Source organism: Oribacterium sp. FC2011, from assembly GCF_000701645.1.
Lineage (GTDB): Bacteria > Bacillota > Clostridia > Lachnospirales > Lachnospiraceae > Oribacterium.
The window spans coordinates 161,779-180,264 of record NZ_JNJM01000001.1; the positions used below are offsets into that span (position 1 = coordinate 161,779).

Genomic DNA, 18,486 nt, shown 5'->3' on the forward strand with positions numbered 1-18,486 from the left:
TGAATATTTTTATAAGGCTTAATTTTTAAAAAAATACCCCGGTGACTGTCATATCAGTCCAGCCCCGGAGTTTTCTTATTTATTCACCTCGTATTATATCTTATATACTTTTATCGCTTCCCGGCTATTTTAGCCTTTCATCAGATAGATGCGGGTATCGTTTTTCTCATTAACCAGATTTTCGTACTGCTCTTTAACCGCATAAAAAACTGCTTCTTTTTGTTTTTCCGTCTCCCAGTCGATATCATCGGCTGCACCTTCCGGGAATGTATCGGAGAAAACGAAGACGAGAGCGTTTTCAGGAAGTGACGAAGCCTCAGGGATGGATCTGTGCATATAAGTGATCTCCTCAGGGCTATACCTGGTTGCAAGGACATTTTTCCATGTCCTCTCGATCATATCAATGAGCTTTTCCACTTCCTTTTCTTCTGTTGTATTCTTTTCACCCCAGTTTTCCAAAAGTACTCTATCCTCGTCAGAAAGACGTTCTGTATGAGCCCTATTATACAGAGAAAAAAACTTCATCCTGTCTTCCGACTTTTTTCCTTTCGGATAAAATTTCAGGGCATTTTCTGCAAACCTCTCGTCCAGTCTCCGGAGAGAGAATTTTTCAGCAAGGACTTCCTCCGCCAATGCCACATAAATCTGATCTAATTCTTCTTTCGTCATGGTCTGTATCCCTTCTTTAAAGCTTTTTACAATTCGTTCTCTTTTTCAAGTTTACGGAAGAAATCCTCCACACCCTTGCCACTGATCGGATACTGATTGCAGAAATACCTTCCTTCACGGTCTGCGGAAAAAGAATAGAGCCCGGCTCCGTTTTTGTCATATATATTCAACATGTAATAAATATCAGGATCAATAGTCCTCTCCGAATCGGCAACAATCTCGTATTCAAGAGCCATGAGTTCACGGATCTCTTTCTCCGAAAGATCATACTCAATTCTTCCTTTAGCAGGGTCTTCAGTATTTTTAGACAGATGTCCGGATTCTGCCATTGAAAGAAGGGAAAAATACTCCTGTCCGGGGGCACGGCTTAGAAGACTGTACGTGATTTCATGCTCTCTCTCGATCTTATTACGCCATTCTTCCAGGTCTTTCCCCTTTACAATATATCCCTCCATATTTACTATATGTCCTGCTGCATCCACCACCCAGTCATCAATGACATTTCCAGATTTGTCCGTCATAGTCAGCTTATAGAAACGCTCCATCCGAAGATCCCCTTTAGACAATTCCAGGGAATCCCCCAAAGAAATGAATTCCTTCACCTCTTCATCGTTTAATTCTGCATGAAGCTCCGGTTCATACATTTGCGAAAAAATATCACTGACTGTAATATGAGCTGTTTTACTCAGACGACTCTTCAATTCTTCCGGCATCATTTCTTTATTCTCATTCACAACTGTATCTTCATTGTTATCCATAAAACTTTCCGACATAGACCAGGAATCCCCGGATGAACAACATGACAGCCAAAGACATATACATGCTGTTGTCAGAAGAAAAATGCTTTTTCTCATGCCGTTCCTCCCATGATCAGCTATATGTAACGATCGAATAGCTGAAGTGCGTCTTTCCTTTCACGGTATTCAATTTTTCATTTGGATCCAGGTAATACTTATCACCCCATGAAGATACAATGTACTTTCCATCTTCCGTAACTCCTGTGATCACCATGTCATGGGCCGTGATCGTATGCCCTTTTTCACTACCTACCGGATAAATATTCCCACAATAATAATGGATGATCACCTGTTTCCCCTCATATAAGAGAGTGTCAATGTTCTTAGGACTTACAGAATTTGTCACCTTAGCATCACACTTCACTCCGTGATTCTTAAGGTATCCTTCGATCAACTCTTCTCCCTCTTTTGGTGTTAATCCTTTAAATGTCTTCCCATCGCTGTGTTTCGTCGTATAAATATCCGCAAACATAATGTCATAATTCAGATTTCCGTTCTTATCGAACATAGGATATCCGAAGGTTTTCTCGAATTCCTCTTCCCTGCCCTGGAAATGTGTAAACACAGTATTCAAAAGTGCCACATAGGCACATCCTGTATTGTTCATATTGCTGTAAAATTCATCCAGTTCATCGGAACTAAGTTCGAGATCTGGAATATTCTTCTTCAGGATATTGTTATATATCCACTGCTTCTGCTCTGTGTCTCTATACATCAAAGCCCCTTGATCTCCTCCGTATTTCCCTTTCTCACCGTCTGTGTCAAAGACAATATTATCAACCTCATAGGGTTCTACGGTATATGGGTTCGGGCGATTGGCGTAATATTCTTTTACGCTCGCGATCCAGTTTTTAATACTGTTAAAAAATTTCTCAAGAATTGATTCGCCCCTTTGAGTGGACTCTTTCATGGATAATGTGGGTAGTCCCACTTCACCTGTCAGATTTTTTTCTGTCGTTTCGTATGTTAATACGATCTCTTTCAGCACGTTTCCGCAATTTCTTGCAGTACGACCTTCCTGCAGAAACCGGTCTTGCATCCGTTGGAGCTTTGCGCAGACGATCTCCCACTGCTCTCCGTCCAATCTGTTACTTACATGACGGACACTGTCAGCGCACTTTTCAAGTTCAACGGCCAATCCATCCAGTTTTTCTCCTGTATCCCTTATTCCACTAAATTTCACATAAAACTCGGACATGAAATAACCTTTCCTTCCTGTTCCTCAATCGGGTCAAACGCTTTATATGTATCTAACCAGGATTATATATTCTATATGTCTATAATTGCATATTTCCTGACCGAATGCACGTAAATTCGGATGAAATGACACTCTCTCGACCTATTCATTATATTTACGATAACGATAAACAACCACTTATGCAATAAAACGCAAAAGGAGTCTGGCAAACTTTATCGCTATGATTAGTCGGAGCTTGAATAATAACTTAAATAATACGCTTTGTAATAAGAACTATTTTTACATATTTCGGATTATATCTATGATTTCCGAAGTAGAATATTTTCCTTCCCACGTGCCCCAGCTTGAAGAATTATTTCCATATGAAGAACCGTATGGTTTAATATCATCGATAGAAGTCAACATATCTGGATCATTAAAGTATTGTGGGGCTTTTTCTACTGCTTGTTCCCATGTAAATGAATCAACATAAATGAGATTACCCCTCTTTTTATAGGCAACATGATTACATCCTAACCACCACACAATCCAATACTGTGTACAGAACCGTTAGAATTTGTATCAAGCTCTATAATGTAGGTTCCATTTTTGTGTTCACCTTCATATCCGTTTTTACTCACCACATAATATTCGATGCTGTACTTTCCGTTATTTTCAAGGGGTATGGGTTCGTTATATTCATTCTCTATGTTACAGGTTCCTGAATTACCGGCAGAATTTGCACCATCCACACCCGTCTCGGTAATTATGTAATATATCTTACAGTCCTCCGACACATCGAGTGTAAGTATTATTGGATCTTTATATATTCCTTCTTCTTCAGAAATGGGGATCTACGGGAATACATCTGACAGAACATCTGCTATCTTTTGATTTTCCGGCATCAATGTCACAGCTTCCTGAAGGAACTCTACCTCTTTATCTATTTCACCATTTTTATCATATGTGTCTTCAAGAAGAACGTACAGATCTTCGTTTTTCGGATCTATCTGCTATTATAAAGTAACAGATGTTATTCTCTCTTTTATATGATAGAATCAGATTATCTAAATGATGGAGGTTAAATTATGTATAATTATGGTTTTTTTAATCCTAATGTAAACGTAGCTGGAGGTATTGCTCTAGTCATTATCTTGGCGCTGGTCGGAACAATTCTGCTCTATACCTTTATCCTTCCGGACAGTAAGTACGATTCCCTACCGCCCGTGCTGCGTTTTGTCCATGAGTTTTTCAAGGTCAAAAAACTCTGGCTGGAAGCAATCATGCGAGCCTTATATGTTTTCAGTTGCCTGTTCTATATATTGATCGGCATATTTGTCATGTTTAAATCAAGCTTTCTGGGAGGTTTATGCATGATGATCCTGATACCGATCATTCTTCGACTTATGTACGAATTCCTGATGATACTGATCCTGATTGCACGCAATGTCATGGAACTCAACAACAAAACTCCCTGGCCGAAGGGTATAAAACCCAATGCTGACTCTTTCCCCACTACGCAATTTACTTCGGTTTCTTCGACTCCTGTTAAGTTTGAGACACCTGCTCCGGATGCAGCACCGATGGTATGCCCCAAATGCGGTACGAAATTGGAGCCCGATGCTATGTTCTGCCCTGTCTGCGGAAATAAGCTTAAATAAATCAATATTCTATGATATACAGAAAAGGTTCAAAGTCGCATCCGACTTTAAACCTTTTTTTGCTTTCTATTATTTGTGTATAAAACACTTATTTATCGGTATTTTTTGCCACGCCACAAGAACCGGTTTGTCATGCTATCATCTTTTTCGTCCTGAGTATCCGTCTCACCGATTCATCGATCCTCTCCTCGGTTATCTCTCCTCTTTTTACGGCTTCGAGTATCGCATCGTAGCCCGGGCGGAAATCACCGGACATGAGGAGCATGTCATTTCCTGCAAGAAGAGCTTTCAGGCACGCTTCAGGATGTGAATAATGATTCGCAATGGCACCCATATCCAGCGCATCGGTTATTATCAAACCGTCGTACCCAAGCTGATTACGCAAAACATCTGTGATCATATATTTTGACAATGACGCCGGCGTATCATCTCCGTGAATCTCAGGAAGCGAAATATGCGAAACCATGATAAGCGGAATGTCATTTTCTGCGGCATCAGAAAAGGGAATCAGTTCATCATTCATAAGTTCAGCCAGCGTTTTATAGGAATAAGCGTAATCATCATGCGTATCTTCCTTTGTTCCGCCATGACCGGGATAATGCTTATAACATGCCAGAACATCATGACTCTTTAATCCTTCTGCATAGGCCAATGCCATCGCCGAAACAAGATATGGATCCGAGCCAAAGGAACGATCCCCGATTGCAGTATTATTAGCGTCCACAAGCACATCAGCATCAGGCGCAAGGTCCAGGTTGATACCGTATTCATTCAGATACTCACCTATGGTCGCACCCACCTTGTACGCTTCTTCCGGATCTTTTGTATCACCGATTTTTTTCATGGCAGGAATATCTTCTATCCCAAACTCCGGATTTTTCTCAAATCTTGTAACTCTTCCGCCTTCCTCATCCACTGCAAGAAACACAGGAATTCCCGTTTCAGAAAGAGCATACTCAGCCATTCCTCCGATCATCTGCTTTGCCTGTTCAGGTGTCTGTAAGTTCCAGGCAAAATATATGATTCCTCCCACTGGATACTCGGAAAATGTTTTCCGTGAAGTATCCCCCGTTTGTATAACCTGTCCGACTCCGGTCAGTGATTCGGGAGTGACAAAGAACAATTGAGCAACCTTTTCCTCCAGTGTCATCCCGGAAAGTCGAGCTTCTACCCAGGGATCGGCAGAGGCATCAGCATCGTTTTGTTTCACTCGAGAATCAGCACTGGCAACAATCTCGACTTTTCCCTCACTAGAGTAGGCAGGAGCATCAGCTTTTTCCCCATCACGAGAACCACCAAAATCACCAGCCTCAACCTCATTTACCCGGGAATCAGCATATACATCAGTTTTGACTTCCCCCGAATGAACCTCTGCAGTCTCGGATACCTGTGACAATTCACCACTCTCATCGTCACCTACTACTTTATCACCAACAATTACTCCAATCTGCGATTCTCCGGGAATAGTTTCCTCTTCATTACCAGATTCAGACCCACTCTTCTCATTAACGGATCCCGATTCATTCTCTTGCTCTATGCCTTTTTCCTGTACCGTTTCCTTGGAAGCCTCTTTCATCGGAGACTTTGCCGGACGCGCGCAGCCAACCAAGCAAACGGCCAAAAGCATTAGCGCAGCTTTTTTTCTTATCTTACTAAGCTTCATCATCGATAACCCTATCCCGTTTACTGCTCATACTCTATTACGTAACCAGTTTTTCCTCTGTAATACTGTAAATCAAGGTCGCCCGCAGGATGGATTCTTTCGTCATTCCAGCTCCAGACACCCTTTATGTTCCAAAGCATCAGATACTTCTCTTCCGTTCCGTCCAGATCGTTACGTGAAGGCTCTCCCGGATACCATGCCTGGTACTGATTGAAGTCCTCACCTGTGATCCAGTGTCCATAGCATCCTGATGAATCCAGCATGGTGTATCCGCCCATCCAACAGTACTTGATTCCAGCATTTTCACACAAAGCCGAAACCTGGTTCATCTCATCCTGTGAAGTGATAGTTACAAGATGTCCACCCTTTCTGATTGCGGCAGCATTGGCATCGGCCCAGGAAATATCCTGTAACACAACTTCGTAACGGCTTGAGTGATTGCCATAATCAATGACTCTGGCGGGTGTAAAGCTTGTGGTTGTACTTGCACCGTAGTTCGAGTCCTTATCACAAACTACGCTTTCGATACTTCTCGGAGCATAACGGTCTGCATCTGCCTGTGAAATATATTCAAGGCAATACATATCCTTTTGCTCGGAATAAATCTCGTTCAGAATCTCCGTCATATCATAGAGATCATTGATATTCCAGTACCTTCCTCCTGTCTGATCCGCTATATATGTTAATGTCTGCGTATCCACACTACCGGCGCCGATGATATAGATTGGCACCGATACTGCCCTTGCATAGTCAACCACCTGCTGATAATTAAAAACGCTTCTGTTATCCTGTCCGTCGGTAAATGCAATTACGCAATGCGCACCTGCCTGTCCGGAGGAATTGGTTACGGCCTCATAAATGGCATCGTAAAGCGCCGTTCCGCCGTATGCAGACATACCGAGAATTCCATTGTTGAGATATACCGGATTATTGGTATAGGAACACATATACATAACGCTGTCTTCGAAAGCGAGAAGCTCGGCACGGTCGCCGTTTGTATAATCAAGACTGTTTACGAACTGACTCATTACAGACTTCACCTGATTAATGTCACTGTCCATGGATCCTGACTTATCCGCAACGATATCAATGCTTATTCCCTGGTTGCCCTCAAGCTTCTCTATCTTTTTGATCTCACGCTCGATAAAAGCTCCGCCGGAAATCGACTCACGAATCGCGGCGGTAGGCGATAATAATGTCTGAACATTGCCATTTGCATCATTAATCTGGAAATATACACGCACTAAAGGATACTGGGAAACATCTGATGAAATATAGACCATATTTCCCTGCATGAGCTGTGCTATCTCTTTTTGTAAACGATCGTAGTCTATTTCGGATGCTGCGGAGACTGCGGTTTTATCATCAGTTGTAACCGTACCGGATTTTTTAGTATCGGATCCTTTCCTGATATTACCGGAATCTTCTTCGTCATCAGAATCCTCTACATCTTCTGAAGTCTCTACACTTAATTCCAGTTCAGAAAGATATTCTGTAAGACGTTTGTTTTCAGGGAAATAATTCAAAGCTATTTCAACTGTGTTGATAGCATTTTCTTCCTCTCCTATCTCTTTAAATGCATCCGCAAGAAGAAGATACGCATCCATTTTTTTAGGTTCAATGTCTATGGCCTCTTTTATCGCCAGTATCGCCTGTTCATAATCCCCTTCAAGCATGTACTTTTGAGCCACCTTGATGTTCCTTTGGTAGCGCACCATGGGCATCTGCCGATAAACCAGCAAACCACCTACCATCAGCATAGATAAAACGAGAATCACAGACAATGCGATCAATGCTTTATTCCCGGATTTTTTCGGTTTTACAGATGCAGGCTCAGGCTCTTCCATGTCATCAGGATATTCGTTGAATCCTGGTTCTTCGTAGATTCCAGGTTGTACATAATTTCCCGGTTGTTGATAAATTCCCGGTTCTTCATAAACAGGCCCTGATTGAAAGGCATCTACATTACCTTCTGTTGGCCCTGGCCGAAGGACTTCTGCATTACCCTCTGTTGGATTTGGACGAAGGGCATCCGCAATACCTTCTGTCGGTCTTGCTCGAAGGGCTTCTGCATTACCTTCTGTTAAACCTGACTCTGATCCGGATCCACGCTGAACATCATCTGTGGGATCATCTTTTGATGAATCCCGGGCTGATGAATCTACATCTGATGGTGTCGACTCATATCTTATCTTTTCTACTTTTGCTCCGCATTTCATGCAAAAGCTTTGATCTTCCTTGATTTCCGAGCCACATTTCATGCAATACATAAAATCACCTCTGCTTCCTGCAATCGGTTTTTAATTAGCCATGGTATATCCGCTGTTTCACTACCATGTATTGATTTACACTTAACACTGACCCGTGTCAATTTTACATGAGAATCAATACACGGATTAGCGTTATAAACCATACTCCACACTTACTCTTCATCGACAAAAACCAATCATTAAATAATCCGATGAATACAAAAACCTCCTGCCCAATATCCCTTTTATAGGATATGGGCAGGAGGTTCTTTAACTATATTTCAGACTTTTTGATACATCTAAAGTCTTTTTAATTGGATTTACGCACCTGTAGATTCAGCTTCTGTTTCATCTGCAGATTCTGATTCATCTGCAGCGTCAGATTCGTTTAATGTGATACCATCTCCTGTATCAACTGTCTTTGGTGCCAGGCTTTCATCAACGCTATCCTCATGATTATATGAGTCAACATTCTTTGAAACAGCATTCTTATAGAGTTCATCCAGTGTACTATAACCGTAATAGTACCAACCCTTATTGCTCCACCATCCTGCACTAAGACCGGTGTCAATAGTAACTCGATCATAAGGTGTATCATAATATGTAAGGTCTACGATTGCCTTTCCGTCTGCACCAATCTTAATATCGCGGAAGCAGATATACCAGTAAACATCATTGATCTTATCATAAGTAGCTTCATCATTGGAATAAGTGTCATGAACCTGTGCCTTATATACAAGGTAAAGCTTATTATTACCATTGCCATTCTTTGATGTAAGTAAATAGTCTCCGATATATGTCAATGATTCAAGTACTTCATCATCGCCCCAGTTATTTGCCACATCAGCATTAAATACATCTTCAGCCTGGGCCTGCATCTTAGCAAGAGAATCTTTGTTGAGTTCATTAAGCTTGGAAAGATAGCTTTCAAGATTTGCAACTGTATAGGTCTTTTCAGTACTCTCAGGAACCTTGCCATAATTCTTTGCACAGTACTCAATCTTGCTTGAATCAATGGTTACAGTAATTGTATCTCCGTTGCTTAAACCGCTTGTCTTATCACAATCAAAATCATAGTAGCTAAGCTCTGAGCCAACGTAATTAAGGTTTGCATATCCATTAGGTGCAGTTCCTGAAAACTCAACGGTCAGATCCTTAAATGCGTCAAAAGATCCGATTTCTTTAAGTTCTGAAACTTTATATTTGCCGTCCTTATACTTAAGTTTGCAATTTACATACTCTGATAATTCATCTTCTATATTCCATTTATATGAAACTTCATCTCCATTGGACAGACTGTAATTATCATCAATACTTACACTTACAGCGCTTCGTACAAGATCAATAGCGTCATACCTGTCTAAATACTTATCATCAAGCTCTTTCTTTGCAGCGCCGGTAAACTTAAGCTTGGAGCCATACTTTTCATCAATCGCATCCCAATCGATTGAAACTTTAACTTTTCCATATCCATCAAATCCATCTGATTTCAATGTCAGATACTTATCAAGATTTATTGTATTTGCATTATTAATCATAATAGCAAGTACAACAATCAACAGAACTGCCCCACCGCAAATCATACCTAATGTCTTCTTAGGCAGTGACTTTACTTTATTTACCACTTTGGTGGCTTCTTCTTTTACTTTTTCGCTGTTTACATTAATCTGAGACCCCGGAGCCATCTTAGGTACTCCATTTGTCTCACCGCTAAGTGGTTGTCCGCATTTGTTGCAGAACTTATTTCCGTCTGCATTTTCTGCGCCACATTTTCTACAAAACATTGTTTTTCCTCCCAATAATCAATTTTTACCTTACCCATTATACCCAACTTTTATTTTTTTTCATCATTTCTATAAAATATTTGTGATAAAAAACATTTTTCGGGTATTTGGTGTAATTAGCATTTTTTATTCGCATGGACACATAATATCATCTGACAAAGTCATATGCATCGTAGTCTGACAGAATGCATAATATGGTGACGAAATGCATTTTAACCGACATTTCCTATAAAACCAAATGTAATGTGTTCAGATGCATCTTTTTCAAGATATAATGTCAGACCCCACCAATAAAATGGGCAGACACTTAAGTCTACCCCTCAATCCGCTCGGAAACTCCTAAATTATTATGAAGATTCAAAAATAACCGGGAGTCTCTGTAAACAGACTCCCGATTATTATAAAAAGTTGATTGTTTATCGTTTTATCTCACAGTTGGGATTTGCAAATGTCAGATCCAAATTCCCAGGAACACTAGTACCGTTAATACCTATTCTTTCCAGACTTATTATTCCACAAACAGGCGAAATATCTGAAAGATTTTTATTGTTAGAAAGATACAGAGTTTTTAGCTTTTCCAATCCCGAAAGCGATGTTAAATCTGTAATATCATTATTATTAAGATATAAATATTTCAATTCACTTAATCCGGAAAGAAATGAAATATCTGTTAATCCACAACTATCTAATCTCAAATAATATAGTTTTTTCATATTTTTTAATAAATTAACGTCAAACATTACTCCATTGGTAATACGTAAATACCTTATATTATTGAAATTTTTGAATTGCTCCAAACCTGAACTTTGATTTCCATCTAATCCAATGTCATCAAGATACTCCAATTGACTCAACGGACTAATATCTGTCACAGGATTTCCATGAATATCTATATATGTAAGATTTGTAAGTTTCGCCAATGAAGAAATATCCGAAATATTATTATTTTCCAGATTAAGGCCTTCCAACATAATGTTATCGCTCAAAAAGGAAACATCACTAATATTGCAGTCCAGCAAATCCAACTCTATTATATTTGTGTCCAGCAATCCCTCCCAGTCTGTTATCTCATGCTGATCAAAAAGCCTCAATACTTCAAGATTAGTCATCCACTTCAGATCATTAAGAGAATGAACCTTATATTCATAACCGTTCACATCATCAAGTTCTATAATCGTTTCAAGATCGATATCGTAGATTTCTTCTTCGTCATCAAATCCTAAATGTTCTCTGATCGCCTTTTCAAAAGCTGCATCCTCGAACTCAACTTCTATCGGATCATAATCAATCGAAAACTCATACTCAACAGATTCGGATGGAATTCCATTCTTTACACTGTAAGCCGAAATATTTGTTTCACCTCTTCTTAATGTGTACGGTTTTTTATACCTGACATCCGAAAGCTTATTATAATCATTTTCTATATCTAAAACTATTTCAGCGCCATCAATGTTTTGGAAATCCAATTCCTGAATTTGGTTATAACTGCCGCTTTTAATGTTTGCAACAGGTGCTTCAGGAACATACTCATCTATAAACCATTGCTGTTTGTTGGTTCTGGCCAAATCTGACAAATCCTGGCCATAGTCTATATCACCACTCAGAACACACAGTTCTTTGTAGGTTTCATACAATTCCCTGTTATCCGGTTCTATCAATATGGCAGTTTCCAGACTGTCTTTGGCAAGATCATAAGACTCTCTTTTGATCTGTACCTTTGCAGCACCAAGTCTTGCCATGGTATCTTTTGGATTAAGCTTCATTGCTTCCCTGAACTCGACAGCTGCACCATCAATATCCCCGGAATTCAACAGCTCGTTTCCTTTATCAGTATGCTCTGAAGTCTGACCGTAACCGGTATCAGCAACCGATGCGGGTTCTTTACTGACATTGCAGGATGTCAGAATCGCCATCATTAACAGGCCCATAACAGTATATAAAACCGGATTAAAAGATTTGATATTAAGCGCACGCTTGTATTTCATTATGCTGTCCGTCATAATACTTCCTCCTTGTTTCCTATTTCACTGTCCGCAGGTACTGTTAAATCATCAGACTCATCGTTTACAGCTACTGTTGGATCATCATTCACAGGTACTGTTTCATCATCATGTTCATCGTTCACAGCTACTGTTATATCATCAGATTCGTTATTCAATGCAACTGTTTCATCGTCATCATATACTGCACCTGTCTCATTACTCTGCAAGCTGATTTCACTATTATCTCCGACTGTTTCCATATATTTACTTGTTGCAGCCTGCTGTTCTCCCAAAGTGCTTGTGATATCATTGGTGATGGTTTTCTGTCTGAGAGTCTGCTCATATAGTTCTTCTTTATCCAATCCGTCTTTATGGCGAACTTTGAACCATGCAAAGAGACAGCTTACAATTCCTATAAACGCAGCCACCCCTCCAACAGGGAAATAGTTTGTCGAAGATTCAGCCTGATAGTAACTGGGTCTAACAAATGCAATATCAGCGCTGAAGTTTTCAGCAGACAGTAAGTAGAACAAAAATGCTAATGCACATGAAATCAATAAAAATGAAAAAACACGATTTAGTAGTTTCATCTTCTGTTACCTCCATTTCCACCGACTTCACGATAATAATTTGATGCAACATCATCAAATACCGATGAATCAATAACCTTTGGAAGACCTATATAGTACTCTTCAGTATCATAAGAAGGAACATTTATCATCTCCACTGTTACATATCTGTCGGAATCACCATTTTCCTTCACTGTGAAATTGAGATCATAAGTATTGGTGATATCCTTTTGTATAAAAGCATAAACCTGTTCCAGTTCTCCCGGTCTTGTTGCACTGGAGTATATTCCTCCGGTTCTGTTGGCAATATCTGATAAGGTTTTCTCGTCTGCACCCTCCATACCGATCGTAAAGATTTCAGTATTATCCATGATGGCCTGATCTATAGATTTATCCAACAGCGCATCCTCATTAGAATTATATCCATCTGAAAGAAGAACAATCACATGTCTGCCCGATACTCCCTGTAATGTTTGTAGTGCTCTGTTAATTCCGCTTCCTATATTTGTTCCACCCTGGGTATAAATACTGTTAACTGAAGATGAAATAATATCTTTTGAATCAGTCAATGGAGTAACTATGACGGCATCGCTGTCAAATACAACGAAACTTAAATTGATGCCTGTATCTATTGATTCAACAAATCGTTTAATTGCATTCTTAGCTGTAACTAATTTTTGTCCTTCCATGGAACCCGAACGGTCAAGTACGATAGAGACTGATAACTCCTCGGCGTTTTCTCGCTTACTCAACGTGAAATCACTCTGTGCATCTCCTGTGTCTGTTACCCTGATATCCTCTTTTGTCAGTTCACTATCTCTCGCGTATGAAATTACTGCATGTATTTCAGGATAATTTATAGTCTTAATGTCAGTGATACGGACTCCTGTGTATAAATCCTTCAGATATTTTTCCAAAGCATCCTTAAAGACCTCATCATTGCTTGTCAGGTTTCCTGTCAATGCCTGAAGGAGCATCTTTACAGAACTTTCGAATTCATCTTTTTTTGCATAATCGTTAAAGTATTCATGATATTTATCTGCGAGAATCATACATTCTGTACCTAGCCAGTAATCCCGGTTAAAGTTGTTCGATAAAAAGACATTATCAAGTTCATTTTTGAATTCGTCATCACGTCCGGCATGAGATAAAAGTCTGGCAAGCTGAATATGATATGCGTAAGTTCCGTTTGCATCGGGAGTTATGTTTCTGAGATAATTAACGCCTCTGTTTTCCTGAGCAAATTCCAGTTCTTTCTTTGTCATTTCATATTCAGTTTTCTTCAATTCGTATTCTTTGTTTTTCAGTTCCTTTTCCTCAGAATCACTGCTGCTTTCCGCTGAGAGTGATAATTCATCAAGTTCTACCTGAAGATCCGTTATCTTCTTTAAAATAGAATCTATCTCTATATCTTCCTTTGCAAAATCATGCGGAACGTAGTCCTTGACAAACATCTCGGACATCATGATCTGTGCTTTGAAGTTTCCTTCTGCAGCCATATCCTTTGTGATCTGATAAGCGCTGCTCCAGTCATGAGATTTCTCGGCTGATTTGACATCAGCCATCAGAAGATCTCTTCCGGAAAGAGATGATGTATCATGATCAGAATCATCATCTCCCAAATCCGGCTCATATCGAAGATCACGTAACATTTCCCACTTTGTTTTCTCTTCATCACTTACGTTTAAGCCACTTATTATTTCACCGGCGATACTTTTATAATCATCAGAAGAAACAGCAGCTTTGTCAGAATTATCAAGGCTAATCAGATCTGTTTTTTCTTTATATTTTTCGTCATTTAACTCTGTGAGTACTGCATTGCTGTTTTTATAATCTCCCGTTAAGTTCATTGTTAATGCCTGTAACAGCAGCACATCAGGATTATTTGATGAGTTTTCGCCCGCTGCCATGGAAGCATTATACGCGTCAGCTACCCTGTCTGATTCCAGCAGGCTTGCTGCAACATATATATTCTGACGTAAATCATCAGCTTCGGTATAACTTAGTGCTGAATTTTTACTTTTACTAATTCCAAATACACATGCAGCTATAAAAAGAGCTGTTATGCAGTAATATATTGAATAGGTCCACTTCTTAAAAAGACTCAGCAATGCTAGGATAGCCGCAGCCCCAAGAAGGATCGCAAAAATATACTGTTCCATTACTCCTCCTTAAGATCTATACGATTAAAATCATGGGCACGATTTACTATGTTCCCATAATCAGCAATTGGATTATCTGAAGCCATCAGTACATTCAGTTCTTCCATAGAATCCGTAAAGCTCAGATCACTTATCTGATTTTCATACATCCAAAGTTCTCTAAGATTTGACAGACCCGAAAGAGAGGCAGCATCCGACACCTGATTGGTTGAAAAATCAAGCATATTAAGGTTTTTCAATCCACTGACAGGAGTAATATCCTTTATCTTGTTATCCCATAATCCCAATGTTTCAAGTTCAGTAAGACCTGCCAGGGGTGAAATATCTTCCAGATCATTCCATCCAAGAGCAAGTTGTTTTAACCCTGTACACTGTGATAAAGGAGTAATATCGGTCAAATTGTCATGAACCAAAGACAGCCTCTTTAAATTCGGTAACGCAGCTATCTGAACAAGGTCAACATTCTTCTGCCATGCAATCGCAAGTTCATTTAAATTAGTGCAATACTGCAAAAATGAAAGATTGCTGTAGGATCCTTCCTTATTTATACTATTTTTTTCATTCTGTAATATGTATCCTCTATTTGAAAACAATGCACTGCTCCAGGACTTATAATCCCAGCTTTCATCGCCAATGAGATACAGACTATCTATCTTTGCAAGCTCATAGTTATAAATATCTGAATTATTGTTATTCTTTCCTGATATAGCCTGTGATAGTATGTTCCTTATTTTATAGTCTGAAATTGATACCTTCTGAACCGGAACTGTTACTATATAATCGAGCGAAACCGTATCACTTCCGTAACCGAATCCATTAAATGCCTTAGCCTTTACATGAATCTCAGGGTCGGAAATAACCACGCCATCTTCATTCATAACTTTACCACCACTGACAGTCGGCTCTGATCCATCAGTTGTATAGTATATGATACAATCATCTGGCTTCTCAGAATATGTAAGTTTTTGATAGCTGTCATAGCTTCCTGAGGGCAGACTGAACTTAGGTTCCGAAACCTTAGTCTTTTCATACATTTTTGTTATTTCAGGATCCTGTAAGGACAGCTTTTCCTCAAGTAAATGTTTTGCTTCTTCATGCTTGTTTTCCATGATATATAACCGGAAAAGACTCAGTACTATTTCCGGATTTTCTCCATCCAGCTCGAGTGCGCGTTTATAACTGTTCTCGGAATCTTCATAGGACAGATTGTTCTGGTAAACTTTTGCGAGTCCCACTATGGCATCCAGGTTATCATTTTCAATTTCCAAAACCTTATCGTATGATACGATAGCTTCGTTATAATCTCCCCTGTCTAAATATTTTTGTCCTTCGCCGATGTAGTCCTGTACTGTTTTTTCAGGCGGATTACCGTAACTTACAGGTCCGTTTTTCAGACTAAACATTACTCCACATCCAAGCACCACAGCACCGATAAAAATCAATGTCGCTGACACTTTTGCAGCTGCTCTCTGTTGCATATACTCTTCTCCCTCTTATTTATTAACACCGGACACTTTTCTCAGTGCCGATATTTCCAGATATTAATGATAAATCCCACTATACTGCATATCAATCCTACGGTTCCGACGCAGATAAGAATCATTCCCATGAAAGTAATCCTCCTAAATTATCGCTGTTTTTGAGCCTAGATATCTGACACTCAGATGTGGACCTAATCCGCTCATATATAAGTTTTGCTTTTTTAAGCCTTAATATCCCGCATACGGATACATATCTGATCCACAAATTCTTTTAAATAAATTAAGACTCCATGTTTGTTGCATCATTCCCGAACAAGCCCCTGGGATTCAAGATCTTTTATCAATCCTCGAAGCGAACTCACTTCACCTTCAGTATCTGTACCTTCCGTCATGGACTTTACATGATCCCAGGCATCCTGAACACCTGAATAGTCTCTCTGTTCAGCAGGCAGTTCACTTTGTTCCGCTATACGAAGCATTGTTCTCTGGTACCATGATTGATAGTCATCCGGATACTGTTTTTCCATGATATCGAGAATGTCTTCACCTGCCTTATAATCCTTTTGTTGCTGTCTGATCATGGCAATGTTTCTGTACAGATAAGCTTTTTTGTACCCGAGATCCAAAACCTTCAGGAAACTGTCAGCAGCCTCCTCGTAGTATGCATTATCACCGGTTTCCATTGCTGCCTTATACGCAGCTTTTCCTTTTTGTTCCGGAATTTCAGGATACAATTCAATCCGGATGTTTTTACTATAGTAATCAAGCATTTCTATAGCTTTAGTGTAGAAGCTGACATCTGCAGTTTTGTCCCCCTGATCCTGTAGTTCCTGAGAAACATCAATGATAGCTTTTACGGATATGGATTCATTATCATTTTTGGCAATGCAGTTATCCAGTGCATTAAACATATCATCTGCGTTCCCTGTATCTATGGCAGTTCTTACGTCAATGTAGTTTTCCAAATCCGAGGAATCACTTATTGTTTCCCATCTTGGTATCAGCTCTTTTGCTTTTTCGATCTGGTCATCATTTATTAAAGAAATGATATAATCCTGCAGATATCCAGAATTTCCAGTATCATAATTTGCAGCTGCTTCATAGTACTTTAATGCAGCCTGATTTTTTCCTTTTCCTTCATATGTCTGTCCGATTATATAATTAAGCCTTGCATCCATGATGGAGTCTGGGAATAATGTCATGACCGTATTGTTAATGTAATCCAGACACTTATCATATTGCTGTTCCTTTTGATATGTGCTTGCAACACCTAAATAACCTTCAATTAATTTTGGTTCCATATCGATGGATTTCTGAAAAAGCAATTCGGCATTTGTGAAATCACTTTTTGCCGCAGCCTCTGCCGCATCTGTGAGCAAAGCATTATAGGCTTCCTGTTTTTCCCGGAAATGGATATTTATTCCCAGGAACAGTACAGCCATTGACAGAACCGCTCCGACTATGGATGCCACTGCTCTGCTTCTTTGTTTTCTTTTTTGCTTACGGTAACTCTGATTATATGTATCGACATGAGTTAAGGCATGCTTTAACTGGTCAACATTTTGGAATCGTGTTTTTGGGTCAACACTCGTACATATCTGAATAATTGTACTGAACCCGTCTGTTAGATCAGGATTTATGGAATTTGCCATAGGCAGCGGAACACCGTACTGTGCGGGACTTTTGCCTGTTGCCATGGCGAACAATGTTGCGCCCAGAGCATATATATCTACCCGGCTGTCTTTTTGTGAGTGAACATTGGTCTGCTCAGGAGCTGCATATCCTTTGGTCAGGAAAATCGCACCCTGGCCGGCATCATCAGCCGGTATGGCGATGCCAAAATCAATCAGTTTAAGATGGTTATCTCTGTCAACGATCAGATTTCCCGGCTTCATATCACGATAGATGATAGGCGGTTTCTGCCCATGCAGATACCCAAGAACATCGCATAATTCAACACCCCACTGAAGGATCTGCTTTTCTTTGATACAGCCTTCCTTCTCAATAAGGTTCCTAAGGTTGATTCCCTCAACATAATCCATGATGATATACAGATTTTCATTGTCTTCTGTGATATCAACAATTCTGGGCAATGCGAAATGATTCAGATTCTTGAGAATGTTAGGTTCGGAAAGAAGCTCGATTTTTCCTCTATTTAATTTATGAACAGCCTTAATCGCCCAGTAGTTATGCAATGTTATATTCTCTGCCAGATAAACATCGCTCATTCCGCCCCGGCCAATTTCTTTTATTATTTTGTATCTTCCCAATAAGATTTTATCCATAAACACA

At 39.7% G+C, this 18,486-nt stretch carries 13 protein-coding genes; 1 reads left to right on the plus strand and 12 read right to left on the minus strand.

The features are described from left to right. Positions 1-129 precede the first annotated feature (129 nt). The 4 genes from T357_RS0100685 to T357_RS0100700 form a co-directional block, all read right to left on the minus strand. Positions 130-669, minus strand: a complete 540-nt coding sequence (locus T357_RS0100685) for a hypothetical protein (protein ID WP_031547596.1) — start codon at positions 667-669, stop codon at positions 130-132. 26 nt (positions 670-695) lie between these two features. Continuing rightward, positions 696-1,523: a hypothetical protein gene (locus T357_RS0100690; protein ID WP_031547598.1), complete on the minus strand. Its 828-nt coding sequence runs from the start codon at positions 1,521-1,523 to the stop codon at positions 696-698. Positions 1,524-1,539: 16 nt separating this feature from the next. Continuing rightward, complete coding sequence (locus T357_RS0100695; RefSeq protein ID WP_031547600.1) at positions 1,540-2,664, minus strand: hypothetical protein; 1,125 nt, start codon at positions 2,662-2,664, stop codon at positions 1,540-1,542. Between the two features lie 512 nt (positions 2,665-3,176). Then, positions 3,177-3,395, minus strand: coding sequence for a hypothetical protein (locus tag T357_RS0100700; protein ID WP_155991169.1), 219 nt, complete (start codon positions 3,393-3,395; stop codon positions 3,177-3,179). A gap of 336 nt (positions 3,396-3,731) precedes the next feature. On the opposite strand from T357_RS0100700, the gene T357_RS0100705 reads away from it, so the two are divergent. Continuing rightward, the gene (locus T357_RS0100705; RefSeq protein ID WP_031547604.1) at positions 3,732-4,304 is read left to right on the plus strand and encodes a zinc ribbon domain-containing protein; all 573 of its coding nucleotides are present in this window, start codon (positions 3,732-3,734) and stop codon (positions 4,302-4,304) included. 130 nt (positions 4,305-4,434) lie between these two features. On the opposite strand, the gene T357_RS0100710 is transcribed toward T357_RS0100705, so the two are convergent. The 8 genes from T357_RS0100710 to T357_RS19785 all read right to left on the minus strand — a co-directional run bounded on the left by T357_RS0100710 (position 4,435) and on the right by T357_RS19785 (position 18,479). After that, complete coding sequence (locus T357_RS0100710) at positions 4,435-5,970, minus strand: glycoside hydrolase family 3 protein (protein ID WP_049962176.1); 1,536 nt, start codon at positions 5,968-5,970, stop codon at positions 4,435-4,437. Positions 5,971-5,987: 17 nt separating this feature from the next. Beyond that, positions 5,988-8,237, minus strand: coding sequence for a VWA domain-containing protein (locus T357_RS19775; protein WP_049962177.1), 2,250 nt, complete (start codon positions 8,235-8,237; stop codon positions 5,988-5,990). A 299-nt stretch (positions 8,238-8,536) separates the two neighbouring features. Further along, on the minus strand, positions 8,537-10,000 hold the full coding sequence (locus tag T357_RS0100720) for a zinc ribbon domain-containing protein (protein ID WP_031547610.1): 1,464 nt from the start codon (positions 9,998-10,000) through the stop codon (positions 8,537-8,539). 416 nt (positions 10,001-10,416) lie between these two features. Continuing rightward, entirely contained in the window at positions 10,417-12,000 is a 1,584-nt protein-coding gene (locus T357_RS0100725) for a leucine-rich repeat domain-containing protein (RefSeq protein WP_031547612.1), read from the minus strand. Next, the gene (locus T357_RS0100730) at positions 11,997-12,572 is read right to left on the minus strand and encodes an Asp23/Gls24 family envelope stress response protein (protein ID WP_031547614.1); all 576 of its coding nucleotides are present in this window, start codon (positions 12,570-12,572) and stop codon (positions 11,997-11,999) included. Before T357_RS0100730 ends, T357_RS0100725 begins: the two co-directional genes overlap by 4 nt. Beyond that, positions 12,569-14,713 carry a vWA domain-containing protein gene (locus tag T357_RS0100735; protein WP_031547616.1) on the minus strand — a complete coding sequence of 715 codons (2,145 nt, stop codon included), beginning with the start codon at positions 14,711-14,713 and terminating at the stop codon, positions 12,569-12,571. The genes T357_RS0100730 and T357_RS0100735 overlap by 4 nt, the downstream gene beginning before the upstream one ends. Continuing rightward, positions 14,713-16,191 carry a leucine-rich repeat domain-containing protein gene (locus T357_RS19780; RefSeq protein ID WP_031547618.1) on the minus strand — a complete coding sequence of 493 codons (1,479 nt, stop codon included), beginning with the start codon at positions 16,189-16,191 and terminating at the stop codon, positions 14,713-14,715. The genes T357_RS0100735 and T357_RS19780 overlap by 1 nt, the downstream gene beginning before the upstream one ends. A gap of 305 nt (positions 16,192-16,496) precedes the next feature. Continuing rightward, positions 16,497-18,479 carry a serine/threonine-protein kinase gene (locus tag T357_RS19785; RefSeq protein WP_049962178.1) on the minus strand — a complete coding sequence of 661 codons (1,983 nt, stop codon included), beginning with the start codon at positions 18,477-18,479 and terminating at the stop codon, positions 16,497-16,499. Positions 18,480-18,486: the final 7 nt, after the last annotated feature.